The following is a 25715-nucleotide window of genomic DNA, read 5'->3' as shown; positions in this document are numbered from 1 at the left end:
ATCTCGCACGGCCGGGTCCGTGTGGCCCGCCCCACAGAATGACCATGACTGGGGCAAAGGGACGGTCCCTTACGGCAAAAGGGGGCGGCCGCCCGGTCCGGGAGAGGTGGAACCTGGGCGGCCGCCTGGTGGGGGTACCGGTTGCCGGACTCCCGTGGGGGTACGGTGCGCGTTCCCACTTTGCCGACGGCCATTCCTGCCCCACCGAATTCTTTTTCTCGCCCCCGCCGCCCCTACCCGTCCCATCCTGAAGGGGCTCCGCCCCTTCGACCCCGCTCCTCAAACGCCGGAGGGGCTGTTTCAGCCCGTCCGGCGCTTGAGGACGAGGCCCGTTCAGGGCCGAAGCGGGGGTCTGGGGGCGGCAGCCCCCAAGGACGGGACGGGTAGGGGCGGCGGGGGCGAAGAACCCGGACCTCAGCCCGGCGCCCGCTACTGCGTGCACCCCTCCTGCCCAGCGGCCAGCGTCACGCAGGCCGTTGCCTCGCCCGCGTCCTTCACGGCCACCATCGGCGTGTACGCGATCGTGTCCCCGGCGAGGGTGATCGATCCGGTCTGCTTCGTCTTGCCGACCGTCACCGCCACCTCGTCCCCCTGCGCGGCCTGCGTGATACGCCCCCATGCCGCACCGCAGGTCTCGCTGTAGCGCACCTCGACCACGGCCGTGCCGACGGTCGCCGTCTTGGCGGTCGTCACCAGGTCGCCGCTGCAGCCCATGCTCTCCGCGTCCTTGCCGGTGCAGGAGTCACCGCTGCACTTCACCCCGGCCGGCAGATCGGGATCGGTCGTCGCGGTCGGCGAGGGCGACTTGGCCGCGCCCTCGTTCTTGTCCCCGCTGCCGGGGTCGGTGAGGTAGAACACCGCCGCGATCACGACCAGCACACCGACGACGCCCGCGAGGAACATCGTCAGCCGCCGCTTGCCGCCACCGCCGCCGGCGGATCCACCCGCCGGCCGAGGTCTCTGCGGAGGCTCGCCGTACGGACTCGGCGCACCCGCCGGACCCGGCACCGCCCCGGACGCACCCGCCGTTTCCGACGGCGCCTCCCCCGCCGTACGGCCACCCGTCGGCGACGGACCCCGATACCCCGCCACACCCCAGGAGTTGCCCCCGGAGGAGGCGCCGTCGCGCACCGCCGAGTCCCGTACCTCCGGCGCCGTGGGCTGGGCCGGCACCGTGGGCGGCACGGTCGGTGCCACGCCCGCCGGTCCCGCCACCCCGGGCGTCGCCGTCGCGCTCCCGCTCTTGCGGGCGGTCTTGGCCGCCTTCGCACTCCCCTTGGCGTTCGCCGGCGGCGCCCCGAACTCGCTCAGCGCGGCGCGCGCCTGGGAGATCCGGATCGCCTCCATGGTCATGTCGTGGCGCATCTCCGAACGGCTCCACGCCCGTTCGGCGAGCTCCCACATCGTCGTCAGGTGAACGGGATTGGTACCCGTGACCTCGGCGAGCGCCACGATCGCGCCCTTCGGCGCGAGCAGCCGCCCGTTCAGATACCGCTCCCAGGACGTCTTGCTGTATCCCGTGCGGTCGGCCAGCGCCGCGATGCTCAGACCACTGCGGTCCACGAGCCTGCGCAGCTGGCTCGCGAACTCCCTGACCTGCGGATCGAGTTCATCCGGCAAGGCCCTCCAACGAGGCATTGCTTCCCCCCTCTTCCCCCCGGTTGGTGCTGGTGTTTCTCGCGTTTCCCCCGCGCGTGGTGCCCTCTGCCGAGTCCCCGTTCTGGCTACCCACAGGGATGCGCCGGACAAGGATCTCAGTTCCCGGGATGGGGGCGCACGGGAGCATTGGGACCGCGCCCAGTGTTCCACCGGATCACGACTCCAGCGGACACAACCCTGGCAGTAAGCCCTTGCAGATGACTCAGGACGCCCCGGGCCGTCCCAATCGACCACGCTAGCCCGGTAGTTGAACGGCTTCGTTGCAAATGCGCGAACTTGTCAACACATCGCCACATGGAACGCACATAAATGACCACCTGCGAAACATACGAAGCATTCAGACAAGTCCGGCACCCGCAGCCCCATCGAACTCAACCCAGCGCAAGCGCCCCGATCACCGCCGTCAGCACCAGCACCACGACGAGTACGACGGCCACAACCAGCAACCGACGGGACGGGCCCTCCGGCTCCTTCGGCGGCGCGTCCCACCACGGAAGGGTGGGATCGTCCTCGTACGCCTCGCACTCCTCGTACTCCCCGCGCTCCCCCTGCTCCCGCTGCTCCCCCTGCTCCCCCTGCTCCCGCTGCTCTCCCTGCTCTCCGCGCTCCCGCTGCCCCGGCTTCACCGGCACCGCCACAGCCCGCGGCCACACCTGCACCGCCAGCTCCCACCGCACCCCGAAGCGCTCCGCCTCCTCCTTGCCGACCCCTGCCACCCGGCACAGGGCGACGACCGCCTGCCGGGGCGGGGGCTGGGTGGCGTTGAGGTAACGCTGCCAGGAGGACTTGCTGTACGCCGTGCGCGCACCCAGCGCGACCAGGCTCAGGCCCGTACGGTCCTTGAGCTGCCGCAACTGCTCCACGAAGTGCCGCACCTCCGGCGGCAGATCGTCGGGCAGCGGCTGCCAGGCACCCATCGCTCACCTCCGAACCAGATCCGATCGGGTGACGACACGGAGGGGCGTCATGGTTCCCGACGGACCCGGAACAGCGACGGCGGCCCCTCCTTCCCCGGGGGAGAGGACGGGCCGCCGTCGTACGAAGTGCTTCAGTTCTCCACGCGCTTCAGTTCTCCACCGTGAAGTGCAGCGCGTCCTTCAGGAACGGGACCTGCAGCAGCGGATCCGGCTGCGCCATCAACGCCAGCAGCACGATCACGAGGCCCAGCACGCCGTACGTCACTATGTCCGTGAAGCGCGAGCGCACGGCGAGCATGCCGACGCTCGGCAGGAGCCAGCGCAGCACAGCGCCGGTCAGCAGCGCACCGCCGATCACCAGCGTGCCGGCCCGGAACACATCCAGCGCGGTGATCAGCAGGCCCACCCCGACCAGGCCGATGACCAGGAGGACCGGCCACTGCCGGGCGGGCGCCGGGGCGTCACCGGCCGCGGCGCGGCCGCCGCCCTCGGGGCGTGCCGTGTCCCTGGTGAACAGCGGGAAGCGTCGGGTGGTCCGCCGGGGCACACCGTCGGCGTCCGGCGCGCTCACCGGGTCCCGGACCTCGATCTCCTCCGCCTTGTCGGCGCCGCCCTCAGCCGACGACACTGCGCTCCGCCGCCTCGACCACGTTGACCAGCAGCTGTGCCCGGGTCATCGGGCCCACGCCACCGGGGTTCGGGGAGATCCAGCCGGCCACCTCGGCGACACCGGGGTGGACGTCGCCCACGATCTTGCCCTCGGCGTTGCGGGAGACACCGACGTCGAGGACGGCGGCGCCCGGCTTCACGTCCTCGGGGCGGACCAGGTGGGCGGAGCCCGCGGCCGCGACGATGATGTCCGCGCGGCGCAGGTGCGCGGCCAGGTCCCGTGTGCCGGTGTGGCACTGGGTCACGGTCGCGTTCTCGCTGCGCCGGGTCAGCAGCAGCGGCATCGGCCGGCCGATGGTCACACCGCGGCCGACGACCACGACTTCGGCGCCCTTGATCTCGACGCCGTACTGGCGGAGGAGGGTGAGGACGCCGTTCGGGGTGCAGGGCAGCGGGGCGGGCTCGTTGAGCACCAGACGGCCGAGGTTCATCGGGTGCAGTCCGTCGGCGTCCTTGGCCGGGTCCATCAGCTCCAGGATGCGGTTCTCGTCGATGCCCTTGGGCAGCGGCAGCTGGACGATGTAGCCGGTGCAGGCCGGGTCCTCGTTCAGCTCGCGGACGGCCGCCTCGATCTCCTCCTGCGTCGCGGTGGCCGGCAACTCGCGCTGGATGGAGGCGATGCCCACCTGGGCGCAGTCGCGGTGCTTGCCGGCGACGTACTTCTGGCTGCCGGGGTCGTCCCCGACCAGGATCGTGCCGAGGCCGGGCGTGATGCCCTTCTCCTTCAGCGCCGCCACGCGGGCGGTCAGATCGGACTTGATCGCGGCTGCGGTGGCCTTGCCATCGAGAATCTGGGCGGTCATGGGTCCCATCCTCGCGGATGACGCCCTCGGGGTTCCAATCCGGGTGCCACTGGGCCCCCGGAGCACCAGCCGCCGCGTATCCGCTCATGATCGGTGATGTTGCACTTGCACAACACATAGCGAATGCCGCTGGACAAATAAGCCAGCCCTAAAGAACGATGAACGGCGCAGTGCCGCGGGCAGTGCCGGGGGGACGGACCGCATCCACGTTGAACATTCCTCCGAACCACACCGCGTCGTCCCCGCACTAACGCGACAACGGAGGAAACACCGCCATGAGCTTCGGCGACCCGAACAACCCGTACGGGGCCCCGCAGGGTCAGCAGCCGGGCTACCCGCCCCAGCAGCCCCCGGCCCAGCCCGGCTACGGCTACCCGCAGGCCCCGCAGGGAGTCCCGCCGCAGCAGCAGGCTTACGGCTACCCGCAGCAGCAGCCCGGCTACCCGCAGGCGCCGGGTTACCCGCAGGCGCCGGGCTACGGCTACCCGCAGCAGCCGGGCTACGGCATGCCGCCGTCGTACGCGAACTGGGGCCAGCGCTTCCTCGGCACCCTGGTCGACATGCTCGTGTTCGTGGTGCCCTACATCCTCATCGGCGTCGGTGCGGCCAACGACATCATCGCCGTGGTGGGCATCGGCTACGTCATCATCTTCGGCCTCGCGATCTGGCAGCTGATCATGGAGGGCCGCACCGGCCAGACCCTCGGCAAGAAGGCGCTCGGCATCCGCCTGGTGAAGGAGGAGACCGGCCAGCCCCTGGGCGTCGGCATGGCGTTCGTGCGCCGGCTCGCCCACTTCCTGGACAGCATCGCGTGCTACCTCGGCTGGCTGTGGCCGGCGTGGGACGCCAAGCGGCAGACGTTCGCCGACAAGGTGTGCGGGTCCATCGTGATCCGCAACCAGTGAGCGGTGGACGCCTGAGCGTCTGAGCACGAGACGGCGAGCGATGTCTTCTCGCCAATAACAGCCGAGGGCCGTGTCTCACCCGTATGAGGGGGACACGGCCCCGCTGCGTCGCCCTACTCTGACGTGGGTAGCCGTCAGGCACGGGAGACGCACCTTGTACAGCATCATCGTGGTACCTCCGCCGACCACGGAGGACGAGACCGACCGCACCCGGGCCGCCCAGCTCCGGCTGGCTCCCGGCGAGCGGCTCAGCTTCGGGCGTTCCGCCTCCGACAACGACCTCACCATCGCGCACGACGGGGTGTCCCGCAGAGCCGGTGAGATCCGCGCGCAGGGCGCCTTCTGGATACTGAGCAACCTCAGCAGGGAACAGACGTACGTCGTGGAGAACCCGGAGGGCGCGGGCGAGCACATCAAGGTCGGGCCGGGGCGCCTTGACGCGCCGGTCCCCTTCGAGTTCTCGCGGATCGTGCTGCCGGCGGCCGGCGATCTGCTGGCGGTCGAGGTGTGGGCGCCGCGCCACGACTACCTCAGCTCCGACGGCGGCCTGGACGGCGCGACGACCGCCCCGGCCTTCTCGGTCGACCGCACCAAGCGGTACTTCGCGGTCCTGGCCGCCCTGTGCGAACCCCGGCTGCGCGGCGAACCGCACGCCCCGCCGCCCACGGTCGACCAGGTCGTGGACCGGCTGCGCCCCCACTGGCCGGCGGCGTCCCGTACGTCGGTTCAATGGAACATCGACTACCTCGCCGTGAAGCTGCGGCTCAAGCCCGGCCCGGAGACGGCGGACACCGGCCCGCGCCTCAACGGCAAGAAGGAGTCCCTGGTATCGCTGGCGCTGCGCTTCGATCTCGTCCGGGAGGACGACCTGATCGTGCTGCGAGAGCCCGCGTCCTCGACCGCCCCGGCGCCCGGCCGGACGGGCCGGTGACCGAGCCGTACGCCGTGCCGGTGCCGAAGGGGTACCGGGTGGGCGGGTGGGAGGTGCGGGAGCCGATCGCCACGGGGGCGTTCGGGAGCGTGTACGCGGGCAGGCGCGTCGGAGCCGGCCCGGGCCTGCCGGCCGAGGTGGCCCTGAAGTTCCTGCCCACCGGCACCGGAACCCCGCGCCAACTCACCCACCTGCGCGAACTCATCGACCGCGAGGTCGAGTTGCACCGCCGGCTGAAGCAGCCGCGGCTGATCCGGATGTACGAGACCCTCGTCGTCGACGACGCGGACCACCCGGCCCTCGACGGCGCCACGGTCCTCGTACTGGAGAAGGCGGAAGGGTCGCTGGCCGCGTTGCTGGCGCACACGCCGAGGCCGCAGGGCGGACCGGCGCTGCTCGCGCAGATCTGCGAGGGACTGTCGCAACTGCACCACGCCGGCTGGGTGCACGGGGACCTCAAACCGGCCAATGTGCTGCTGATGAAGGGCGGTTCGGCCCGGCTCGCCGACTTCAACATGGCGGCGGAGCTGGAGGGCACGCACGCGTATACGCCCGCGTTCTCGACCCCCGACTACACCCCGCCGGAACTCCTCTGGTCGGAGATCGGCGAGCGCGGCCGCCGTATCCGTCCGTCGGCCGACGTCTGGGCGTTCGGTGTCCTGACCCATCTGGTCCTCACCGGCTCCTTCCCGCTCCCCGGCGCCACCCCTACGACCCGCCGTGACGCGGCCGCCGCCTACGCCCGCGGCACCGACGAGCTGCGCCTGTCGCCCGAACTCCCGGACACCTGGCGGGAGATCGTCCGGGACTGCCTGACCCGTACGCACGCCGACCGCGTCGGCACCCAGGACCTGCTGCGGCGGGTGGAGGCCGCGGCAGGCACCGGCCGCTCACCGCGCCTGCCGCGCTCCCTCCTCCCCCGTCGCCGCTCCCGCCGTACGACGATGCCGGCCGCCGTGACCGCCGTGGTGGCGGTGTCCGCCCTCGGCTACGGCATCAGCACCTGGGCCGGCGCCGGGACCGAGGGGGCCGGCGCGTCGGGCGGCGAGACCACGAAGGTCACGGCCGCCACCTACGGCGCCTCCGAACTCCGTACGGACAAAGGCGTCCCGGTGGCCTACCGCCGCCTCATCGTCGACGCCGCCCACGACTGCGTCCAGCCGGAGGTCACGCCCGCGCTGATCGCCGCCCTGCTGAAGGCGGAGAGCGACTTCGACCCGAACCTCTCCGACCCGTCCGTGGGCGAGGAGGGCGAGTACGGCATCGCGCGCTGGACGCCGAGCATCCTGCGCTGGTACATCCGCGCCGACGGCGTCCCCGCGAAGGAGACCCCCAAGCCTCCCCTCTCCCCCGCCGAGTCGATCCCGGCCGTCGGCCGCTACCTCTGCTTCATGGAACCGCGCCTGAACCAGAGCGGCTTGTCCGGCGACCGCCAGGTGCTGCTGGCCGCCGCGTACCGGACCTCCACCAAGGTCGTGAACAACGCGGGCGGTGTTCCCCCGCAGTACCGCGACTACGCCACCCGCGTCGCCCACTACCTCAAGGAGTACACGCCGCCCGGCGAGAGGTGACCCTGAGAAGTCTGAGGTACCCCCGCCGTCGCGCGGACGGCACGGTGGAGTCATCCGCGGGGGACGGCACGACAAGGGCCTCCGGCTCACTCGGGGGAGAGCCGGAGAGCCCGCCGCCCGCCGCCGGCCACATCCCCCACGCACCACCCGACCAACGGCAGGGGGAACCCACTCATGAGGACCATCCGCAAGGCTCTCGCCGTCGGTGCCGCGACCGTCATGGCCGGCGCCGCCCTCACCCTCAGCACCGCGGGCAGCGCGCAGGCGGCGGCGCCGTGCTGGAAGGACGGCTCCATCTGGTACTGCAACAACGCCACCGGCGCGAACGTCTACAAGAGCACCAACACCGGCACCGTCGTCGGCCGCATGTACTCCAACCCCTCCTGGTTCACCTGCAAGTTCGACGGCGGGCAGAACCACGGCGGCCCGCACCCCACGCGCTGGGTGCGCACCCAGGCGGACAACGGCCAGTGGGGCTGGATGAGCGACAACGACATCTCCTCCGAGACCAACCCCCTGCCGTCCTGCTGACGCACTGACCGCACCGCCGACGGCCGCCCGCCCCGGTAACGGGCGGCCGTCGCCTTCGGGAAGGGTTCGGGCTCATCATCGTCCGAGGCGGCCAGGTGTCAGGACGCGTACTGCCCGGTCGACTTGGCGTCGCTGCGGAAGTAGAACTGGTAGTGGGTGTTGTCCTTCACGTCGGTGGCGATCACCGTCCAGGTGCCGGCCTCGGCGAGTTTGTAGTCGGCCTGGCAGTCCCGGCTGCCGCCGGAGAGATGGAAACAGACCTTCACGTAGCGGTTCGTGTTGGTCTTGATGTTGATGTCCGCACAGTTCGAGGTTGCCCTCAGGTAGTTGAACGTGGGGTAGTTCGGGTACCAGTGCGTGCCTGATGCCTTGTTGTAGTCATTGGCGTTTCCGTAGCAGCTCCGAGCACCTCGCTCCGCCGCACCGGCCGGACCTGCTGTGCCGGCGACGAGGCTTCCGGCGGCGACGACACCGACCACGGCGGCTGCCAACTGCTTGCCGATGTTCATGAGTGGCCCCTCCAAGAGTGTTGCGGCAGTGAACGCCTAACGCAACCACGGCATCCATGGCGAGGCATCCTGCAATGTTTCAGGTTCCCCGGACTCGTCGGCCCCGCGATCCTGAGGGCCCAGGCATGACAGACAACGGGGGGGTCCATGAACACGCGCAACCGACTCATCACGCTCGCCCTGACCAGTACGCTCGCCGCCGTCGGTCTCGTCGGCAGCACGGGCACCACGGCGGGCGCGGCGTCGGCCCGGTCCTGCTACGGCAACGCGTGGAGCTACAGCAAGCCGTCGGGGACGTACTTCCAGCCGCAGAGCACGACCTACTTCGCGACCGAGAACTGCGCCGACATCAACATCAAGACCGGCACGAGCCGCAAGGTGAAGGTCTGCTTCTACGCCAGCGGTGGCGGGCTCGACTACTGCCAGAGCAGCTACAAGACCACTACCGCGGGGGAGTGGAAGGTCATCGCCACCGACGTCATCGACGGCACCAAGTTCAAGTTCCAGTTCGACAGTCTGGCTGCCTCGTCGGGGCAGCGGGCGCACTGAGCCATCGACGACTTCGACAGCCCAATACCCCTGGAATCCTTTACCTTTCGCGCACGACACGCCGATTTTGCGAGCTCTTGAGAGATGTACGCCTTCTCCTCCTACTCTGGCCCGAGTTCCACTCGGGGGAGGAGACAGCGTGCACAGCATCATCGTCGTACCCATGCACAGCACGTGCCCGGACCAGCACATCCACCTGGATCCCGGCGAATCGCTGACCTTCGGCCGTACGGCACGACCGTACGGCCCGCACCTGACCATCGCGCACGAGGGCGTCTCCCGCGAGGCCGGGCAGATCACGGCGGCGGGCGCCTACTGGAGGCTCAGCAATCTGAGCGGCGCGCAGACCTACGTGGTGGAGAACCCGGAAGGCGCCGGCGAGCACATCAAGGTCCCGCCGGGCCGGCTCGACGCCCCGGTGCCCTTCGAGTTCGCCCGTGTCGTCCTGCCCGCCGGAAGCGAGCTGCTGAGCTTCGACGTCTGGGCACCGCGCCACGACTTCCTGGACCGCGCCGGCCCGAGGGACGGGGTGCCCACCACATGCGCCTTCCCGCTCGACCGCGGCAAACGGTACTTCCACGTCCTGGTCGCCCTGTGCGCCGGTCGTCTGCGCGGCGAACCGCACGCCCCGCTGCCCACCGCCGAGGAACTGGTCGAGCGGCTGCGTCCGCTCTGGCCGTCGGTCTCCCGCGCGTCGGTGGCGTGGAACATCGACTACCTGGCGGTCAAGCTACGCCTCAAACCCGCTCCCGACTCGACGCCGGGCGGCGGCCCCCGCCTCAACGGCAAGAAGGAGCGCCTGGTCTCCCTGGCCCTGCGCTTCGACCTCGTACGCGAGGACGACCTGGCCCTGCTGAACGGGGACCGGAGCCTCGTCCGATGAGCGGCGAGTCGTCAGCACACGCCGTGGACGTCCCGCGCGGCTACCGCATCGGCGCCTGGGAGGTGCGCGAGCCCATCGCGTCCGGGGGCTTCGGCAGTGTGTATGCCGCCCAGCGCGCCGAGCCCGCCGAGGGCCTGCCGACCGAGGTCGCACTGAAGTTCCTGCCCACAGGCACCCAAACGCCACGCCAACTGCACCACTTGCGGGAACTCGCCGAGCGGGAGACCGAGTTGCTGCGCCGATTGCAGCGTCCGCGCCTGATCCGGATGTACGAGGCCCTGACCGTGGACGACCCCGCCCGCCCCGGCCTCGACGGCGCCACGGTCCTCGTACTGGAACGCGCCGAGGGCTCCCTCGACCAGCTGCTCGACCAGTTGTCGGCGCGGCTGCGGGGCCGCCGGGGCGCGTCCGCCGGCCATGCCGTCGCCGTCCCGGGCGGACCCTCCCTGGTCGCCCAGATCTGCGAGGGAGTGGCCCACCTCCACCACGCGGGCTGGGTGCACGGCGACCTCAAGCCCGCCAACGTGCTGCTGATGGCGGACGGTTCGGCACGCCTCGCCGACTTCAACATGGCCGCCGAACTGGACGGCACCCACGCCTACTCCCCCGCGTTCACGACCTCCGACTACACCCCGCCCGAACTGCTGTGGGCCGAGGTCGGCGAACGCGGCCACCAGACCCGCCCCACCGCCGACATCTGGGCCTTCGGCATCATCGCCCACCTGGTGCTGACCGGAAGCCTGCCGTTCCCCGGGACGAATCCGACGGCCCGCCGGGAAGCGGTCCAGCGCTATGCCAAGGGCCGCGACGAGCTCCGCCTCTCGCCCGAACTCCCGGACGTGTGGCGACAGATCGTCACCGACTGCCTCGCCCCCACCCACGCCGACCGGGCCCCGCACACCGCGCAGGCCCTGCTGCGCCGGGTCGAGTCCGCGGCCGGGGCGGCACGCTCCCCGCGGCTGCCCCGGCTGAAGCCGAGGCGCGGCCCGCATCCGGCCATCCTCATCTCGCTCGCGGCGATCGCGGTGGTGTCGCTGGCCACCGCCGGCCTCCTCGCCCTGCGCGAACCGGCGCCGCAGGGGTACGCACGCTGCGACCAGGGAGACGTCTGCTTCTTCACGAAGCCGGACGGACAGGGCGAGATGTGCGCCTGGTACGAGCGCGACCACGACTGGATCGGCGGTGTCGTGATCTGTGACTGGGCGAAGACCACCCGGCCGAGGTCGGCCTTCAACAACGGCTACGTCGGGGATCCGCACCACGACGTCAAGCTCTTCCGCGAGGCCAAGTGGAAAGAGCCGTTCGGCTGCATCCAGGAGCTCCAGAAGGTCAACTTCCCAGACCCCGGCGGCCTGGTGATCCGCTCTCATGAATGGGTTCGCTCCTGCTGAACCGACGGTCGTCGTGCCGGTCCGCCCTACAACCACGAAGAACGACAACCAAGAAGAAGAACGGGGAGACACACATGAAGACAACCGCCCTGACCCGACGCCGCCAGAGGCCCGTGGCCCTCGCGGCCGGCGCCCTCGCGCTCGCACTCGGCTTCCAGCTCACCGCCACGGCCACGGCCACGGCGGCTCCGGTCACGGACCAGGTGACCGACGCGATCGCGGACGTGACCAAGCCCAGGTTCCAGATGCCGTTCGCCTGCGACACGCACTGGCGGATCGACACCTACGACAGCGGCCACAGCCCGGCGGTGGACATCGTGGTGAAGGACAACACGGGCTCGTCGGGCAAGGCGGTGTACCCCGGCTACCTGGGCACGGTGGCACGCACCTTCTGGGACCGGGGCGCCGGCAACGTCATCGTCATCAACCACGGCGCCGGCTGGTACACGGCGTACTACCACCTCAAGGAGAAGCACGACACGTACGTCCAGGTGGGCGACGTGGTCACCGCGAAGACCAGGATCGGCAGCATCGGCGCGACCGGCAGCAACAGCGGCAACTGGGCGCACCTGCACTACGAGCAGCGCTACAAGCTCACCGGCATCCCCACGGAGGCCGACCGCGAGCCCGTGCACTTCAACGGCACGGAGTACACGGGCACGGGCCAGACGTGGAAGGACGTCGTCAGCAAGAACTGTTAGGCGGCCGGGCGGCAACGGCGGTGACGGGCTTCCGAAGCCGCCGGGTGCCTGCTAAGGGTGGATGAGAGAGCGCGTGCCGAACGGGGGGATACGGGGGGATGCCATGCGCTACTGGGCGCTGTTCTGCGCGATCGCCGCTGCCGTCTCGATGCTGGTGGCGTTCCCCCGGGCACAGCGCGAGCGCCGGCTGAGCAGGCACGGCCGCACCGCGAGGGGGATCTGCCGGGGACACCTCAACCCCAAGGAGGAAGGCGGGCCGATGCGGGTCCGCTGTGGCATCCGGACGCACCCGGAGCAGAAGGGCGAGATCTGGGTCGTCGTCCGGACGCATGACCGCATCCCCCAGGTCGGCGACGAGTTCACCATCGTCTACGACCCCGCGGATCCCGTCCACGCGGAGAGTCTGGACGTGATCCGCGAGTCCCGCATGTGGGGCCACAGCGACATCGTCTGGCTGCCCATCTGGGCCGCGTTCTTCCTCCTCTACGGAGGTTGCATGGCGGCGGCCTCCGGCTGACCCGCCCGCTCAGAGGGATTCGATGAAGAGGGCCCAGGCTCGGGTGGGGAACACCAGGGCCGGGCCCTGGGGGTTCTTGGAGTCGCGGACGGGGGTGATGCCGGGGAGGTTGTCGGCTACTTCAACGCAGTCGCCGCCATCGGTGTTGCTGTAACTGCTCTTGCGCCAAGCGACAGAGTCCGGGTCAATCCCCTTGCTGCGCTTCATCTCTGTAGGTCCTCACTGCGTCTTCCATCAAGGCCAGGGACGCCTCGGGTGACAGCGCGACGGCCCTCAGCAGATCGTACTTACGACGGTACTCCTTCACATGGGCCGGATAGTCAACGATCTGTCCGGTGAAGTCGCCCTCGGTGTACACCAGCGGCGGGGCGTCGACGAAGGTCATGATCTTGGCCATGCCGTTCCTGAGCGGGTGCCAGGGAGTCGTTTCCGGAACGATCTGAAGAATGCCCTGCGTGGACCGGATCACGTCGAGGATGTGCTCCACCTGCTCGGCCATCGCCGCCGGGGGAAGCGGCGTTTCGCGGATGACCGACTCGCGCAGGATCCCCCAGTAGGTGGGCCGTTCCCCGCGTTTCCACAACTCCGCCCGCGCCATCCGTGCACGGACACGCTCCTCGACCACCTCCGGTGGCATCTCCGGCGCCTCGTACCGAATGAGACCCCGCATGTACGCTCCAGTCTGCAGAAGCCCCGGAACGACATTGGGCGCCCACTCCTCCAGCGTCTGTGCCTGCTTCTCCATGTCGGGGACGTCCGCGTAGTACCACGCGTGTCCCACCCGCCGCGCCTTGGCCGCGTCTTCACACCGCCGCTCGAAGAACCCGTCCGTGCCCAGCCGCAGATCCGCATGCCGGGCGAAGTCCATCGGCATCCCTCGCTCGCCCCGCTCGATCTGGCTGAGGAACGAGATCCCCCGGAAACTCCCCTCCACCAACTGCTCCAGGGTCAGCCCCGCTTGCTCCCTCTTGAAGCGCAACTCGGCGCCGTAGAAGCAGGGAACGCTCGTCGACGCGTCAGGGTCCTTCTTCGCGGGCACAACCCACCACCGCCGTTTCTCACTTGCTCGTGCACAGCCGAAACCCCTTTTACGGTACGCACCTTGACGCCACTCTGTGAGCGATCCAGCACAGAACGCACACGGAGGCGTACCCCCATGAACCCCCACCACGAAACCGACGCCTGCGTCGAAGACCTCCGCACCGCCCTGGAGGCGAACGGCATCACCCTCCCCTCCCTCGGTGTCGACCTGCCGACCTTCGCGAGCACCCTCCCCACACGCCCGCTCATCGCGCTCGGCAACTGCAACCAGGCCACCGCCCGCGCCCTGATCTCCGCCCTGCGCAAGGCGACCGAGCGGTGAAGCCCCTCACGCTCGAACTGCTCGCGCTCCCCAAGGCCGTCCCCGAGGCTCGCCGTGCCGTACGCGAACACCTGGACCGCCCTTGGCCCGAACTCCAGCTCTGTGTGAGCGAGTTACTGACGAACGTGATCGTCCACGTCGGTGAGGGCACCCCGGTGACCGTGCGTCTGGTCCACGGCCAGGACGGCCGTACCCGGGTAGAGGTCACCGACCCCGACCCGCACGCCTGGCTCATCGCACGCGACCCGGACGCGGACGACGAGACCGGCCGCGGCCTCCTGCTGCTCGACGCGATCGCACGGCGCTGGGGGGTATGGCTGACACCCGCCGGCAAGACCGTGTGGTGTGAACTGCACGCGGACTCCGCAAGCAGCCCATGACGAACGGGCGCTCCCCGCCAGGGAGGCGCCCGTTCAGCACCGGACCGAATGACCTTACGGATAGAGGGTGTAGACGTTGGCGGTGGCGCAGTTGCAGTCCTTGTGCTGCGAGGCCACGATCTTGTAGACCGGGCTGCGCTTCGTCGCCGTCGAGCTGCTGCTGCCCCAGGGGCCCCAGCTTCCCCCCTCCACCTTGATCCGCACCCAGGCGTGGCCCGCACAGTTCCCGCCGGACTTCTTGGTGCTGGCCTCGTGATCGCTGACCTTGGCGGTGTACGTGGTGTCGCGGGCGCAGTCCCTCACCCAAACCTCGCTGTCATCAGCCGTTGCCGGTGCGGCCGCGAACATCGCCATGCTCATCGCCGCGACAGCCGTGGCCGCCCCGTACTTGACATTGGTCAGTCTCATGGGTCCTCCCCGTTTTCTGTGAACGAGCGGGGCATTGGCAACTGCAAGCCCCAGCCGCAGTCTGGAGGACGCCCGTCTCCTGCCGTACCTACAACTTTCCAGGTTCCCCCCGGCCGCCGGCCCCGCTCACCATGGCCACGCCACCACGGCAAGGAAAGGAAACGGGGGAAGACATGAAGCTCTTCCGCGGATCCCGCACGACGGCGGCTGCCGTCGCCGGTCTCACGCTGCTGTCCGGTCTCGGCCTCGGCGTAGCCACGGCGGCGCCGGCCGCCGCGTACGCGGGCTACTGCAACGACGGCTACGCGTCGGTGTACAGGAAGCTCGTCGGCGACAACACCTACACGGCGTACCTGCCCGGCTACAAGGCCGACATGAACTGCACGATGGACAGCGGAGCGCAGAGCAAATCCGTCGCCATGCTCCAGCGCTCTCTGAACGTGTGTTACGGCGACGACCTGGACTTCAGCCTGAAGGTCGACGGTGTCTTCGGTACCAACACCAAGAACGCCCTCGCAGCCGCTCAGCGCGATGAGCACATCACGGGCGACGGCATCTACGGCAAGGACAGCCGCACCCACCTGAAGTGGGAGTTCACCCACAACACCACGACTCGCTGCGCCCGGATCCAACCATGAAGGAGCTCCTCATGCTGCGCACAAAGGCCGCCCTCGCAGCCGGCGCGACACTGCTGGCCGGACTCGGACTGGCCGGTGTCACCGCCGCTCCGGCCAACGCCGCCACCTACTGGTGCAACAAGACGATGGGCAATTTCATCGGCGGCGGAAACGGCCACGAGCTGGCCCAGATCCCCGCCTACAACACCACCTTCGACTGCATCACCGGCGAGGGGGCTTCCGGCTCCCACGTGACGGCGATCCAGAACGCACTGCGGCACTGCCACAAGCGGACCAAAGTGGAGGTCGACGGCCACTTCGGGCCGATCACCGAGGCGGAGCTGATGAAGGTTCAGACCGATCTGCGCCTGAAAGACGACGGCGTGTACGGCCCGAATACCCGCGACAAGCTGAAGTGGCGCAGCAGCAATGGCCACTGCGCCACCCTCCCGTAATGAAGTCCACCCGCACGTCCCGCGTCCGCGCAGGCCTCCTGGCCACGGCCGTAACCGGCGCTCTCGCCATCAGCGCCACGCCGACCTCCGCCAACGTGTCCGACGGATAAGTCTCGGGCGCATACCAGTTCCAGGACGACTTCGGCGACGAGGGAACCCTGTCCACCAGCTCCCACGCGCACTCGAACGCCACCGCCCTGTGGCAGTGGATTCCGTGGGCGGAGGGCGTCGAGAAGAGCAACGGCGACGCCTTCCGCTACGCCGACATCGACGGCATCGTCGGCAACGAGACCTTCGGCGCGGTCGACGGAAACATCGAGTACGTATCCACCGACTACGACAGCTCCACCTACCGAACGAAGCTGCGCTACGCGGGCAAGCCCGCGTCCTACACGTCCGCCAGCTGCTGACACCTGCCGACGCGCACGACGCCCACATGTCAAACGGTAGTCTCTCGACGGTCAACAGACGTGACGCAAAGGCACGTTGAGCAAGGCAGGACCGTCGGGGGACTCATGACAGACCAGCCACTATCGCAAGCAGGCGCGACCCCGTTGCGCCCCACCGACCCCGGCCGCATCGGCCCCTACGCCCCCCTCGGCCTCCTCGGCAGCGGCGGCATGGGCCGCGTCTACCTCGCCCGCCCCGCCGACAACTCCCCCGGCCTGGCCGCCGTAAAGGTGATCCGCCCGGAGTACGCCGAGGACCCGAGGTTCCGGCGGCGCTTCGAGCGGGAGGCCTCCCTGCACGCCCGCGTGCACACCCCGCGTGCGCCGCAGTTGCTCGGCACCGGGTTCGACGACACGCTGCTGTGGATGGCCACGCAGTACGTACCCGGCCTCAACCTCGCCGACGCCGTGCGCGACTGCGGCACGCTGACGCCGGCCGGCGTGTGGCGGCTGGTGGCGGACCTCGGGCAGGCCCTGTCGGCGATGGCCGCCGCCGATGTCGTACACCGGGATCTCAAGCCGTCCAACGTGATCCTGTCCCCGCAGGGCGCGCACGTCATCGACTTCGGCATCGCGCAGGCCGCCGACAGCAGCGCGATCACCTCGACCGGGAGCAGGGTCGGCACTCCCGCCTTCATGGCACCCGAATACCTGCGCGAGGGGCGGTGCGACACCGCCTCCGACGTCTTCTCGCTCGCGGGCAGCCTGATCTACGCCGCCACCGGGCACGCCCCGTTCGGGGACGGCACCGGCGTCGACGTGATGCACCGGGTGGCCTTCGAGGAGCCCAAGCAGGAGATCATGGCGGAACTCGCCGCCGTGGACGCCGCGTTGGCCGGCCTGCTGTCCTCCTGCCTCGCCAAGGACCCGGCCGGACGCCCCACCCCACGGCAACTCACCGAGGCCGCCACAGCTTCCGGTCACGGCCGCGCAGCCGTCTGGCACGAGCCGCTGAACGCCCGGCTGATCGCCCGAGGGCAGGCCTGCGACGCGCTGGAAAGCGTCGCCGTCCAGGAGACCGTCCACTTGCGCGCGCCGGACCACGCGGCGTTCCCGGCCCCCGACCCCACCTTCGGGCCGCCCACACCGCCCGAGCCGTACGCCACCACCACGCCGGTCCCGCACCCCGAGGACGGCGGCGGCCGGAGGAAGCGGAAGGCGTACCTCGCCGTCGCCGCGGGCCTCGCCGTGTGCGCCGTCGCCGCGGGCGCCTTCTTCCTCACCCGCCCGTCCCTCGACGAAACGGCCTCCGCCGCACCGGCGGCAGCCGGCAGCACCGCCCCCGACGGCACGCGGACCTCCCGCCTCCCCAGCTCCTCCGCCTCTCCCTCCGGCGACAAAGAGAAGGAGGAGGGGAAAGAGAACGGGAAGGGAAAGGGGAAGCAGACCAGCCAGGCGCAGGCCGGGACGTCACAGAGCCCGAACGCACCCGAAGGCGGCGCAGGCGCGACGCAGTCCATTCCCGCCGCCGAAGCCTCCCCCACATCGGACGGCGACGACAGCGGCGGCAGCGGTGGCGGCACCGCCCCGACCGCCGCCCCCACCAAGACCGCCACCACACCCGCCACTCCGCCCTGGAACTCCCAGTGCACGTACTACTCCGGCACCGAGCTCACCGACTACGGCGACAAGGGCCAACGCGTCGTCCAGGTGCAGTGCATGCTCAGCAAGCGCGGCTACAACGTCGGCAGCGCGGGCGTGGACGGCGAGTTCGGCAGGGACACCGAGTCCGCGGTCAAGCAGTTCCAGAGCGCCAAGGGACTTGAGGTGGACGGCCAGGTGGGGCCCAACACCTGGGCAGCGCTGCGCAGTTCGACGTAGCGCCGCCCAGGTCGATGTTCCGTCAGTGGAAGAAGTGCCGCGTCCCCGTGAAGTACATCGTCACGCCCGCCTTCTTCGCGGCCTCGACCACCAGCTCGTCACGGACCGAACCGCCGGGCTGGACAACGGCCTTGACCCCGGCCTCGGTCAGGATCTCCAGGCCGTCGGGGAAGGGGAAGAAGGCGTCGGAGGCGGCGTACGAACCCTGCGCGCGCTCGGCGCCGGCCCGCTCGACGGCCAGCTTCGCGGAGTCGACGCGGTTGACCTGACCCATGCCGACGCCGACCGACGCGCCGTCCTTGGCGAGCAGGATGGCGTTGGACTTGACGGCCCGGCAGGCCTTCCAGGCGAAGGCGAGCTGCGAGAGCTCCTCGGCGCTGAGCGCCTCGCCCGTCGCGAGGGTCCAGTTGGCGGGGTCGTCGCCGTCGGCCTGGAGGCGGTCGGTGACCTGGAGGAGGGCGCCGCCGTCGATGGGCTTGACCTCGACGGGGTACTCGGGGCGACCGGGGGCGCGCAGCACGCGGATGTTCTTCTTCTTGGCGAGGGCCTCCACGGCCCCCTCCTCGTAGTCCGGCGCGACGATGACCTCGGTGAAGATCTCGGCGACCTGCTCGGCCATCTCCTTGGACACCGGACGGTTGACCGCGATCACGCCGCCGAACGCCGACAGCGGGTCGCAGGCGTGCGCCTTGCGGTGGGCCTCGGCGACATCGGCGCCGATCGCGATGCCGCACGGGTTGGCGTGCTTGATGATCGCGACGGCCGGCTCGTCGTGGTCGTACGCGGCACGGCGGGCGGCGTCCGTGTCCGTGTAGTTGTTGAAGGACATCTCCTTGCCGTGCAGCTGCTCGGCCTGCGCGAGGCCGCCGGTGCCCGCGGTGTAGAGGGCGGCGGGCTGGTGCGGGTTCTCGCCGTAGCGCAGGGTGTGGGCGCGCTCCAGGCTGGTGGCGAGGAAGCTCGGGAACTGGGAGTCGTCGGCCGGGGCGTAGGCGGAGGCGAACCAGGAGGAGACCGCGATGTCGTACTCGGCCGTGTGCCGGAAGGCCTCCGCGGCGAGCCGCTTGCGGGTGGCGAGGTCGAAGCCGCCGTCGTGGACCGCCGCCAGGACGTCGGCGTAGCGCGCCGGGCTGGTGACGACCGCCACGGACGGGTGGTTCTTGGCGGCGGCGCGCACCATCGACGGACCGCCGATGTCGATCTGCTCCACGCACTCGTCGGGAGAGGCCCCGGACGCGACGGTCTCGCGGAACGGGTAGAGGTTGACGACGACGAGGTCGAACGGCTCGACACCCAGCTCGGCCAGCTGCCGCCGGTGGTCCTCCAGGCGCAGGTCGGCGAGGATGCCCGCGTGCACGCGCGGGTGCAGCGTCTTGACGCGGCCGTCCAGGCACTCGGGGAAGCCGGTGAGCTCCTCGACCTTGGTGACGGGGACGCCCGCCGCGGCGATCTTCGCGGCCGTGGAACCGGTGGAGACGAGCTCGACACCGGCCTCGTGCAGCCCGCGCGCGAGGTCTTCCAGCCCGGTCTTGTCATAGACGCTGACGAGCGCCCGGCGAAGGGGCCGCTTGTTGCTCTCGGCGGTGGCGGTCACTGGATAACTACCTTTCGTCCCTCAATGCGATAGCCGTTGCGGGCGAGCCGCCCCACGACCTCGACGAGCAGCCTTCGCTCGACTTCCTTGATGCGCTCGTGCAGAGCGCTCTCGTCGTCCTCGTCCCGGACCTCCACCACGCCCTGCGCGATGATCGGCCCGGTGTCGACGCCGTCGTCGACGAAGTGGACGGTGCAGCCGGTGACCCTGGCGCCGTACGCGAGGGCGTCGCGGACGCCGTGGGCGCCGGGAAAACTGGGGAGAAGGGCCGGGTGGGTGTTCACGAACCGCCCGCCGAAGCGCGCGAGGAACTCCTTGCCCACGATCTTCATGAACCCGGCGGAGACGACGAGGTCGGGCTCGTAGGCGGCGACGGCCTCGGCGAGAGCCGCGTCCCACTCCTCCCGGCTGCCGTGGTCCTTGACCTTGCACACGAAGGTCGGCAGCCCGGCGCGCTCGGCCCGCGCGAGCCCCTCGATGTTCTCGCGGTCGGCACCGACGGCCACGATCTCGGCGCCGTACGCCTCGGGACCGACGGCGGCGATCTCGTCGAGGAGCGCCTGCAGATTGGTGCCGGATCCGGAGACCAGCACGACGAGGCGCTTGGCACGCTCGGCCACGGGCTTGGCGGCCACAGTGGGGGCCCTTTCTCGGGGGTGCGTTCTTCGTGCGGCCGGTGCTTTGTATATGTGATTTGTATATTCGTACGAATGCATCACGCCCCGGGATACGGGGAAGTCTACGAAGCGGCCGACCGTCAGCAACGATACCGGCACTACGGGCAGCCCCCACGGGACGGGGGCGTGGCCGGAAGGTAGCGTCTGGGGGAGCTGGCCCGGGAACGCGGTGGTGGTGCGGTGCGTTCACGAAGTGACAGCTCATGTCGGATCAGTCGTTCACCAAGATCAGTCGTTCACAAGATCAGTCGTTCACCAAGGGGAAGACGCTCACTTGATGTCGGACCGCAGCCTGCGACTCCTCACCCTCCCTCCGCAGTCCGCGCAGGGAGGGAAGCGTGGCGCCGTCCTGCTGCGAGAGCGGCCCGCCTCGCCTCCCGACGCGCCCTCGGGCAAGACGCCCGGCGACGAACAGAGCGGCGGCACCCAGGCCGACAACCCCTTCGCCCCGCCGCCGGAGGGCACGCCGGACCGCCCGTGGCAGCCGCGGCGCCCTTCGGGCGAGGACGGCGCGCAGGGGTCGGGCGAGGGCGGCGGGCACTCGCCGTGGGGCAGCCAGTGGAGCGACCGCCAGCCCGGCCGCTCCCCCGACGGCTTCGGAGAGCGTCCCCGCGGCGGCCCCGAGGGCCCCGGAAACGGCGGCCCGGGCTCGGGCATGCGCTGGGACCCCACCGACCCCGCCCAGCGCCGCGCTCGCTACGCCCTGCTCAGCGGTATGTGGGCCTTCTTCTTCGCCCTCTTCAGCTGGCCGTATGTCGCCCTGATGCTCGGCGCGCTGGCCCTCTACTGGGGCATCACCAGCCTCCGCACCAAGCCCCGCACCCCCGACCCGGACACCCCGGCCCCCCGGCCGGGCGGCCGCCCCCAGACGACGGCGGCGGTGAGCGGCCTGGTCACAGCGTCCCTCGCCATGGCGGTGGTCGCCGCCGGGTTCACGGCGCAGGTGGTCTACAGCGACTACTACACCTGCACCAATGACGCGCTGACGAACGAGGCGAAGCAGGCGTGCAATGAGCTTCTGCCGAAGGAGCTGCGGGGAGTTCTGGGGACGACGGACTGAGGGATTCGGGAGCGGGTTCGGGAGCGGGCTCGGGTTCGGGATCGGGTCCCGCTCCGGAGTGGGCTCAGGAGTGCGCTCAGGAGGCGGGCTGCGGTGGATCCGATGCCTCCGGTGACCGTTCCGGTGACTGCTTCGCCGGCGGCTCCGGGGACGGCTCGGCGGGCGGGTAGTCGTACGGCTCGAAAGTCGTGTCGTGGTCGTACTCCACGTGCGGGATCTCCTGGTCGGAGCCCTCGTACGGGGCGTCCTCGTCGTACTGCGCGGACCGGGCGTTGTGGTCCTTGCCCTGATGCGGGAGGGGCTGGTCCGGCGCCGGTCCCGGTGCCGGTGCCGTGAGCGGGGCGTCCTGGCCGTAAGCCTTGTGCCGCGTCTTCGAGTCCGCGTTTGAATCTGCCTTCGAGCCCGTCTTCGAGCCCGCGTGCGAGCCAGTCGTCGCGCCCGTCTTCGAGTCCGTCGGCGCCCCCTCGCGCTCCCCCGGCTCCGCCGCCCGTGACAACCACCCGCCGACCAGCGGCAGCCGCTCCCGGAACCGGCGTCCGCCCGCATCCGAGCCGGTCTCCTTCGAGCCGCTGTCCTGCGAGCCACGCTCCCCCGACGCCTCCACCCGCGGCTTGCCGATCCGCGCCCCCTGCGTCTCGCTCACCCGCTCCGCCCGGCGCATCGCCCCGGCCCGGCACCGCCACGCCCGCGCCAGCACCGCCACGGGAACCGCCACCACCGCGACCCACGCCAGCGTCGCCGCCCCCGCCTGCCACCACACCGGCCCGAAGTCCGCGAGCATCCCGACCCCCAGCGGCCCGCCCGACTGACCGGCCAGCACGGCGACCACCACCGCGCAGAGCACGGCAGCCAGCACCGCGACCGCGGCAGTCCGACCACCCGACCAAACCTCGGCAGCCACGTGCCCGGCCGGAGACGGGGCCGTGGCGGATGCCCGCCCACCCTGGGTCCGGGCCCCCTCGGCGGCCCGACCGCCCAGCGTCCCCACCCCCGCGGATCCAACTCCCCCGCCTCGCACCGCCGCCCCCGCCACAAACCACCCGACCACCACCCCCGCCACCACAGGCAACGCCCCGACCGCCCACTGCACCGGCCCCGCACCCCCGCCATCCGGCACCGCCTCCAGCAACGGAAGCGGTGGCAGCAAGGGCGCGGGAGCGGAGGACGCCGGCGCCACCACATGCCCCGCCCCGAGCACGAAACCCGGTCCCAGCGCGTACGCCGCCGCCCACACCGCCGCGTTCGGCACGAGCGCCAGGCACAGCAGCAGCACCGCGAACCGCCCGGACCACCCCTCCGTCAGCTGCAGAAAGGACGCCTGCGTCGCCCTGCCGTGCCACACCAGCGACCCGCCCACCAGCAAGGCCCCGCCCCCGACAAGGGCAGCCGCCCCGGCCGTGGCCGCGCGCGCCGCGGCACCGAAACGGGCACGGGCCCGCACCCCGGGCACCAGCCGCCGTACCCATCTCGGCAACCCGGCCAGCACCCGCTCCACCACCTCGGGAGGCCGCCCGCACGCCGTCCACACCCCCGCCCCCGCCGCCACCATCACGACCGCCGGCACCCACAGCCCGGTCCACCACCACGCCGGCCGCAGCTCACCCCCGGCCGCGTACACCGCGGCCGCCGCCCCGATCCCGAGGTACCCGAGCACGACACCCGCCCACGCCGTGCGCCCCGCCACCAGCGGCACCCCCTCGCCCCCGTCCGCCGCCGTGTCCCGCGCCGCCCGGTGCACCAGCAGCACCGGCAGGACGAACAACAGCAACGGTGTGACCCCCACGGGCGCGGGCACGCCGGAGAGGGTGTCGGTGCGGACCAGTTCGGCGCCGTGCGCCAGCAACCACAGCACGGCGGCGATCCGCAGCGCGCCCCCCGGCCCGCTGTCCGGATACGGCGAACTGACCCAGAGCACCATCACCAGTACGGCGAACACACCCAGCCCCAGCCCCGCCGCCACCGCGCCGGACATAAGGCTGGCGCCCAGCCCGGGCGTTCGGCCGCGCAGCCGCGTGAGCAGGGACGACGGGGGCGAGGGGGGCGTTCTGCGAGCGGTCATGTCGATCACGCCCGCCATGCTCCCAACGACACGCGCTTTTCCGTCGTAACAGGCGAAGCTCCGATGTGTCGCTCAATATATGTTTATCTACCTTTTCCCACGAAAGGGCGTGCTGTGACGCAGAGCCCCGCATTCCGGCTCCCCCCGCCCGAGGAACGCCGACGCCTGCGCGAGGCCAGTTCATTGACGCAGGATCAGGTCGCGGCACGGGTGGGCGTCAGCTGCGAGACGGTACGCGCGTGGGAGATCGGCCGCCGGACGCCGCGGGGCGGGAGGAGGGAGGCGTACGCGGAACTGCTCAGCTCCCTGGCGGAGGAGACGGAGGGTCAGGAGACGGGGGATCAGGAGCCCCCGGCGGCAGCCGAGGTGACGGAGTGTCCTCTGACCCCCGCCCAGGCCTTCGACGCGCTCTACGCCTTCTGCGCCCCCGCCCTCGTACGGCAGACATACCTGCTCACCGGGCGCCGCGAACTCGCCCGCGAATCGGTCGAATGGGCCTTCCAACTGGCCTGGCAGCGCTGGCCGGAGGTGGCCCGCGACCCGGACCCGGCGGGCTGGGTGCGGGCGACGGCGTACGACTGCGCCCTCTCCCCCTGGCACCGGTTCCGCCCCCGATACCGGCACCCCGAACCCCCGCCGCCGGACGCGTCCGACCGTGCCCTGCTGGACGTGCTCCTCGAACTCCCGGCACCCCAGCGCCGCACGCTTCTCCTCTACGACGGCGTGGGCCTCGACCTGCCCGAAACGGCGGCGGAGACGGAGGCGAGCACCCCGGCGACCGCGAACCGCCTCCTCCACGCCCGCGCCGCGGTCGCCGCCCGTCTGCCGGGCCTGTCCGACCCCGTCGAACTCAACCGGCGCCTGGCCGAACTGGCCTCCGCGGAGCGCCTGCGCGCGGCCAAGCCGATGACGGTACGCGAGGGCAGCGAACGCCGGGCCCGCTTCTGGACGCGGGCGGCGATCGCGTTCACCGTGGCGCTCATCGGCACGACGGCGCTCACACTGCGGACGGCTCCGACACAGTACGAGCCGCCGGTGCCGCCGGGGCAGACGGTGCTGGGTGTGCCGCCGAAGGTGGCGCCGGGGCCGTTGTCGGAGAGGGAGATCGAGCTGCGGGCCAAGTTGAGGTCGGAGGAGCAGAACGGACCGGAACGGTTGGCGCCGCAGACGGGGTGAGCGCTGCGGCAACCTGCCGTTGCGGGCTACGGCCGTCCCCCGCCTGCGGGTCCATCGTGGCTGGTCGCGCAGTTCCCCGCGCCCCTGGGGCGCTGCAGTCACGGCGTGCACAGCCTCAAAAGAAGGCGGCACCCCTCCAGCGCGGGCGAGCGAAACGCCGGTGGGCCCGCCCCCACGCAGGGAACGGGCCCACCAACGTCAGCTAAGCGCCCTTGAAGGGTCAGCCGCCCAGGATCTCGCGAGCAAGCTTCGCCGTCTCGGTCGGCGTCTTGCCGACCTTGACGCCCGCGGCCTCCAGGGCCTCCTTCTTCGCCTGCGCCGTACCGGACGAACCGGAGACGATGGCACCCGCGTGGCCCATGGTCTTGCCCTCGGGCGCGGTGAAGCCCGCGACGTAGCCGACGACCGGCTTGGTCACGTTGTCCTTGATGAAGGCCGCGGCCCGCTCCTCGGCGTCGCCGCCGATCTCACCGATCATGACGATCAGGTCGGTCTCGGGGTCGGCCTGGAACGCGGCGAGCGCGTCGATGTGCGTGGTGCCGATGATCGGGTCACCACCGATACCGACGGCGGTCGAGAAGCCGATGTCACGCAGCTCGTACATCATCTGGTACGTCAGCGTGCCGGACTTCGACACCAGGCCGATGCGGCCCGGCTTGGTGATGTCGCCCGGGATGATGCCGACGTTCGACTGACCCGGCGTGATGATGCCGGGGCAGTTCGGGCCGATGATGCGGGTCTTGTTGCCCTTCTTGCCGGCGTACGCCCAGAACGCGGCCGTGTCGTGCACGGCGATGCCCTCGGTGATCACGACGGCCAGCGGGATCTCGGCGTCGATGGCCTCGACGACCGCGTCCTTGGTGAACTTCTCCGGCACGAAGATGACGGAGACGTTGGCGCCGGTCTTCTCGATGGCCTCCTTGACGGTGCCGAAGACCGGTACCTCGGTGCCGTCGAAGTCCACGGAGGTGCCCGCCTTGCGCGGGTTCACGCCGCCCACGACCTCGGTGCCGTCACCGAGCATGAGCTTGGTGTGCTTCATGCCGGTGGAGCCGGTCATGCCCTGGACGATGACCTTGCTGTCCTTGTTGAGCCAGATAGCCATGGTGTGTTGTGTCCTCGT

28 protein-coding genes are annotated in these 25715 nt (G+C 70.7%); 16 read left to right on the top strand and 12 right to left on the bottom strand.

The genetic code is table 11. The features are described 5' to 3' along the window. Positions 1-429: 429 nt before the first annotated feature. From ACTMVF_RS20765 to ACTMVF_RS20750, 4 genes are all read right to left on the bottom strand, one after another. On the bottom strand, positions 430-1638 hold the full coding sequence (locus ACTMVF_RS20765) for a DUF2690 domain-containing protein (RefSeq protein WP_441272567.1): 1209 nt from the start codon (positions 1636-1638) through the stop codon (positions 430-432). A 392-nt stretch (positions 1639-2030) separates the two neighbouring features. Continuing rightward, on the bottom strand, positions 2031-2576 hold the full coding sequence (locus ACTMVF_RS20760; RefSeq protein WP_441272566.1) for a helix-turn-helix domain-containing protein: 546 nt from the start codon (positions 2574-2576) through the stop codon (positions 2031-2033). 148 nt (positions 2577-2724) lie between these two features. After that, the gene (locus ACTMVF_RS20755) at positions 2725-3204 is read right to left on the bottom strand and encodes a DUF3017 domain-containing protein (RefSeq protein WP_441272565.1); all 480 of its coding nucleotides are present in this window, start codon (positions 3202-3204) and stop codon (positions 2725-2727) included. Further along, positions 3191-4048, bottom strand: a complete 858-nt coding sequence (locus ACTMVF_RS20750) for a bifunctional methylenetetrahydrofolate dehydrogenase/methenyltetrahydrofolate cyclohydrolase (RefSeq protein ID WP_441272564.1) — start codon at positions 4046-4048, stop codon at positions 3191-3193. Before ACTMVF_RS20750 ends, ACTMVF_RS20755 begins: the two co-directional genes overlap by 14 nt. Before the next feature lie 275 nt (positions 4049-4323). Between ACTMVF_RS20750 and ACTMVF_RS20745 the strand changes: the two genes are divergently transcribed. The 4 genes from ACTMVF_RS20745 to ACTMVF_RS20730 all read left to right on the top strand — a co-directional run bounded on the left by ACTMVF_RS20745 (position 4324) and on the right by ACTMVF_RS20730 (position 7986). Then, complete coding sequence (locus ACTMVF_RS20745; protein WP_441272563.1) at positions 4324-4953, top strand: RDD family protein; 630 nt, start codon at positions 4324-4326, stop codon at positions 4951-4953. 154 nt (positions 4954-5107) lie between these two features. After that, a complete protein-coding gene (locus ACTMVF_RS20740) occupies positions 5108-5884 on the top strand; it encodes an FHA domain-containing protein (protein WP_441272562.1) in 777 nt (258 codons plus the stop codon). Then, positions 5881-7455 (top strand): protein kinase domain-containing protein, encoded by a 1575-nt coding sequence (locus ACTMVF_RS20735; RefSeq protein WP_441272561.1) that lies wholly within the window; start codon positions 5881-5883, stop codon positions 7453-7455. Before ACTMVF_RS20740 ends, ACTMVF_RS20735 begins: the two co-directional genes overlap by 4 nt. 174 nt (positions 7456-7629) lie before the next feature. Then, on the top strand, positions 7630-7986 hold the full coding sequence (locus tag ACTMVF_RS20730) for a hypothetical protein (RefSeq protein ID WP_441272560.1): 357 nt from the start codon (positions 7630-7632) through the stop codon (positions 7984-7986). Positions 7987-8084: 98 nt separating this feature from the next. Here ACTMVF_RS20730 and ACTMVF_RS20725 read toward each other — a convergent pair whose 3' ends face one another. Then, a complete protein-coding gene (locus tag ACTMVF_RS20725; protein WP_441272559.1) occupies positions 8085-8495 on the bottom strand; it encodes a hypothetical protein in 411 nt (136 codons plus the stop codon). Positions 8496-8642: 147 nt separating this feature from the next. On the opposite strand from ACTMVF_RS20725, the gene ACTMVF_RS20720 reads away from it, so the two are divergent. The 5 genes from ACTMVF_RS20720 (at position 8643) to ACTMVF_RS20700 (ending at position 12536) form a co-directional block, all read left to right on the top strand. Continuing rightward, a complete protein-coding gene (locus tag ACTMVF_RS20720) occupies positions 8643-9044 on the top strand; it encodes a hypothetical protein (RefSeq protein ID WP_441272558.1) in 402 nt (133 codons plus the stop codon). A gap of 139 nt (positions 9045-9183) precedes the next feature. After that, positions 9184-9927, top strand: a complete 744-nt coding sequence (locus tag ACTMVF_RS20715; RefSeq protein WP_441272557.1) for an FHA domain-containing protein — start codon at positions 9184-9186, stop codon at positions 9925-9927. Beyond that, positions 9924-11318: a protein kinase domain-containing protein gene (locus tag ACTMVF_RS20710; RefSeq protein ID WP_441272556.1), complete on the top strand. Its 1395-nt coding sequence runs from the start codon at positions 9924-9926 to the stop codon at positions 11316-11318. The genes ACTMVF_RS20715 and ACTMVF_RS20710 overlap by 4 nt, the downstream gene beginning before the upstream one ends. A gap of 74 nt (positions 11319-11392) precedes the next feature. Then, the gene (locus tag ACTMVF_RS20705) at positions 11393-12019 is read left to right on the top strand and encodes a M23 family metallopeptidase (protein ID WP_441272555.1); all 627 of its coding nucleotides are present in this window, start codon (positions 11393-11395) and stop codon (positions 12017-12019) included. A 103-nt stretch (positions 12020-12122) separates the two neighbouring features. Beyond that, complete coding sequence (locus tag ACTMVF_RS20700) at positions 12123-12536, top strand: hypothetical protein (RefSeq protein WP_441272554.1); 414 nt, start codon at positions 12123-12125, stop codon at positions 12534-12536. A gap of 9 nt (positions 12537-12545) precedes the next feature. Here the strand turns inward: ACTMVF_RS20700 and ACTMVF_RS20695 are convergent, their stop codons facing one another. Together ACTMVF_RS20695 and ACTMVF_RS20690 are read right to left on the bottom strand one after the other, a co-directional pair. Beyond that, positions 12546-12743 (bottom strand): DUF397 domain-containing protein, encoded by a 198-nt coding sequence (locus tag ACTMVF_RS20695; RefSeq protein ID WP_441272553.1) that lies wholly within the window; start codon positions 12741-12743, stop codon positions 12546-12548. Then, the gene (locus ACTMVF_RS20690; RefSeq protein WP_441272552.1) at positions 12721-13575 is read right to left on the bottom strand and encodes a helix-turn-helix domain-containing protein; all 855 of its coding nucleotides are present in this window, start codon (positions 13573-13575) and stop codon (positions 12721-12723) included. Before ACTMVF_RS20690 ends, ACTMVF_RS20695 begins: the two co-directional genes overlap by 23 nt. Positions 13576-13692: 117 nt before the next feature. Here ACTMVF_RS20690 and ACTMVF_RS20685 point away from each other — a divergent pair, with 117 nt between their 5' ends. Beyond that, positions 13693-13899 (top strand): hypothetical protein, encoded by a 207-nt coding sequence (locus ACTMVF_RS20685; protein ID WP_441272551.1) that lies wholly within the window; start codon positions 13693-13695, stop codon positions 13897-13899. Then, on the top strand, positions 13896-14279 hold the full coding sequence (locus tag ACTMVF_RS20680) for an ATP-binding protein (RefSeq protein ID WP_441272550.1): 384 nt from the start codon (positions 13896-13898) through the stop codon (positions 14277-14279). The genes ACTMVF_RS20685 and ACTMVF_RS20680 overlap by 4 nt, the downstream gene beginning before the upstream one ends. Before the next feature lie 54 nt (positions 14280-14333). Here ACTMVF_RS20680 and ACTMVF_RS20675 read toward each other — a convergent pair whose 3' ends face one another. Further along, complete coding sequence (locus ACTMVF_RS20675) at positions 14334-14687, bottom strand: hypothetical protein (RefSeq protein ID WP_441272549.1); 354 nt, start codon at positions 14685-14687, stop codon at positions 14334-14336. 173 nt (positions 14688-14860) lie between these two features. On the opposite strand from ACTMVF_RS20675, the gene ACTMVF_RS20670 reads away from it, so the two are divergent. From ACTMVF_RS20670 to ACTMVF_RS20660, 3 genes are all read left to right on the top strand, one after another. After that, positions 14861-15325: a peptidoglycan-binding domain-containing protein gene (locus tag ACTMVF_RS20670; protein WP_441272548.1), complete on the top strand. Its 465-nt coding sequence runs from the start codon at positions 14861-14863 to the stop codon at positions 15323-15325. A gap of 11 nt (positions 15326-15336) precedes the next feature. Further along, positions 15337-15759, top strand: a complete 423-nt coding sequence (locus tag ACTMVF_RS20665; protein WP_441272547.1) for a peptidoglycan-binding domain-containing protein — start codon at positions 15337-15339, stop codon at positions 15757-15759. 515 nt (positions 15760-16274) lie between these two features. Continuing rightward, positions 16275-18029 carry a protein kinase domain-containing protein gene (locus ACTMVF_RS20660; RefSeq protein WP_441272546.1) on the top strand — a complete coding sequence of 585 codons (1755 nt, stop codon included), beginning with the start codon at positions 16275-16277 and terminating at the stop codon, positions 18027-18029. Positions 18030-18051: 22 nt separating this feature from the next. Here ACTMVF_RS20660 and purH read toward each other — a convergent pair whose 3' ends face one another. Both purH and purN read right to left on the bottom strand, forming a co-directional pair. After that, the gene (gene purH, locus ACTMVF_RS20655; RefSeq protein WP_441272545.1) at positions 18052-19620 is read right to left on the bottom strand and encodes a bifunctional phosphoribosylaminoimidazolecarboxamide formyltransferase/IMP cyclohydrolase; all 1569 of its coding nucleotides are present in this window, start codon (positions 19618-19620) and stop codon (positions 18052-18054) included. Next, entirely contained in the window at positions 19617-20255 is a 639-nt protein-coding gene (gene purN, locus ACTMVF_RS20650) for a phosphoribosylglycinamide formyltransferase (RefSeq protein WP_441272544.1), read from the bottom strand. Before purN ends, purH begins: the two co-directional genes overlap by 4 nt. A 319-nt stretch (positions 20256-20574) precedes the next feature. Here purN and ACTMVF_RS20645 point away from each other — a divergent pair, with 319 nt between their 5' ends. Beyond that, the gene (locus ACTMVF_RS20645; protein WP_441272543.1) at positions 20575-21357 is read left to right on the top strand and encodes a hypothetical protein; all 783 of its coding nucleotides are present in this window, start codon (positions 20575-20577) and stop codon (positions 21355-21357) included. 76 nt (positions 21358-21433) lie between these two features. Here ACTMVF_RS20645 and ACTMVF_RS20640 read toward each other — a convergent pair whose 3' ends face one another. Next, positions 21434-23434, bottom strand: a complete 2001-nt coding sequence (locus tag ACTMVF_RS20640; protein ID WP_441272542.1) for a cell division protein PerM — start codon at positions 23432-23434, stop codon at positions 21434-21436. A gap of 96 nt (positions 23435-23530) precedes the next feature. Between ACTMVF_RS20640 and ACTMVF_RS20635 the strand changes: the two genes are divergently transcribed. Next, the gene (locus tag ACTMVF_RS20635; RefSeq protein WP_441272541.1) at positions 23531-24592 is read left to right on the top strand and encodes a helix-turn-helix domain-containing protein; all 1062 of its coding nucleotides are present in this window, start codon (positions 23531-23533) and stop codon (positions 24590-24592) included. A 220-nt stretch (positions 24593-24812) separates the two neighbouring features. Here ACTMVF_RS20635 and sucD read toward each other — a convergent pair whose 3' ends face one another. Next, positions 24813-25697: a succinate--CoA ligase subunit alpha gene (gene sucD / locus ACTMVF_RS20630; protein ID WP_441272540.1), complete on the bottom strand. Its 885-nt coding sequence runs from the start codon at positions 25695-25697 to the stop codon at positions 24813-24815. Positions 25698-25715: the final 18 nt, after the last annotated feature.

Origin of the sequence: Streptomyces sp. SD31, from assembly GCF_052068475.1 — a bacterium.
GTDB lineage: Bacteria > Actinomycetota > Actinomycetes > Streptomycetales > Streptomycetaceae > Streptomyces.
Note: the sequence above shows the minus strand (reverse complement) of the source record. Positions and strands in the feature narration are given on the sequence as shown.

Bases quoted from the DNA above. Each gene is read 5' to 3' on its own strand.
- ACTMVF_RS20765 (WP_441272567.1), bottom strand. From the start codon at position 1,638: ATGCCTCGTTGGAGGGCCTTGCCGGATGAACTCGATCCGCAGGTCAGG.
- ACTMVF_RS20760 (WP_441272566.1), bottom strand. From the start codon at position 2,576: ATGGGTGCCTGGCAGCCGCTGCCCGACGATCTGCCGCCGGAGGTGCGG.
- ACTMVF_RS20750 (WP_441272564.1), bottom strand. From the start codon at position 4,048: ATGACCGCCCAGATTCTCGATGGCAAGGCCACCGCAGCCGCGATCAAG.
- ACTMVF_RS20745 (WP_441272563.1), top strand. From the start codon at position 4,324: ATGAGCTTCGGCGACCCGAACAACCCGTACGGGGCCCCGCAGGGTCAG.
- ACTMVF_RS20730 (WP_441272560.1), top strand. From the start codon at position 7,630: ATGAGGACCATCCGCAAGGCTCTCGCCGTCGGTGCCGCGACCGTCATG.
- ACTMVF_RS20725 (WP_441272559.1), bottom strand. From the start codon at position 8,495: ATGAACATCGGCAAGCAGTTGGCAGCCGCCGTGGTCGGTGTCGTCGCC.
- ACTMVF_RS20720 (WP_441272558.1), top strand. From the start codon at position 8,643: ATGAACACGCGCAACCGACTCATCACGCTCGCCCTGACCAGTACGCTC.
- ACTMVF_RS20710 (WP_441272556.1), top strand. From the start codon at position 9,924: ATGAGCGGCGAGTCGTCAGCACACGCCGTGGACGTCCCGCGCGGCTAC.
- ACTMVF_RS20705 (WP_441272555.1), top strand. From the start codon at position 11,393: ATGAAGACAACCGCCCTGACCCGACGCCGCCAGAGGCCCGTGGCCCTC.
- ACTMVF_RS20700 (WP_441272554.1), top strand. From the start codon at position 12,123: ATGCGCTACTGGGCGCTGTTCTGCGCGATCGCCGCTGCCGTCTCGATG.
- ACTMVF_RS20695 (WP_441272553.1), bottom strand. From the start codon at position 12,743: ATGAAGCGCAGCAAGGGGATTGACCCGGACTCTGTCGCTTGGCGCAAG.
- ACTMVF_RS20685 (WP_441272551.1), top strand. From the start codon at position 13,693: ATGAACCCCCACCACGAAACCGACGCCTGCGTCGAAGACCTCCGCACC.
- ACTMVF_RS20675 (WP_441272549.1), bottom strand. From the start codon at position 14,687: ATGAGACTGACCAATGTCAAGTACGGGGCGGCCACGGCTGTCGCGGCG.
- ACTMVF_RS20670 (WP_441272548.1), top strand. From the start codon at position 14,861: ATGAAGCTCTTCCGCGGATCCCGCACGACGGCGGCTGCCGTCGCCGGT.
- ACTMVF_RS20665 (WP_441272547.1), top strand. From the start codon at position 15,337: ATGCTGCGCACAAAGGCCGCCCTCGCAGCCGGCGCGACACTGCTGGCC.
- ACTMVF_RS20660 (WP_441272546.1), top strand. From the start codon at position 16,275: ATGACAGACCAGCCACTATCGCAAGCAGGCGCGACCCCGTTGCGCCCC.
- ACTMVF_RS20645 (WP_441272543.1), top strand. From the start codon at position 20,575: ATGTCGGACCGCAGCCTGCGACTCCTCACCCTCCCTCCGCAGTCCGCG.
- ACTMVF_RS20640 (WP_441272542.1), bottom strand. From the start codon at position 23,434: ATGGCGGGCGTGATCGACATGACCGCTCGCAGAACGCCCCCCTCGCCC.
- sucD (WP_441272540.1), bottom strand. From the start codon at position 25,697: ATGGCTATCTGGCTCAACAAGGACAGCAAGGTCATCGTCCAGGGCATG.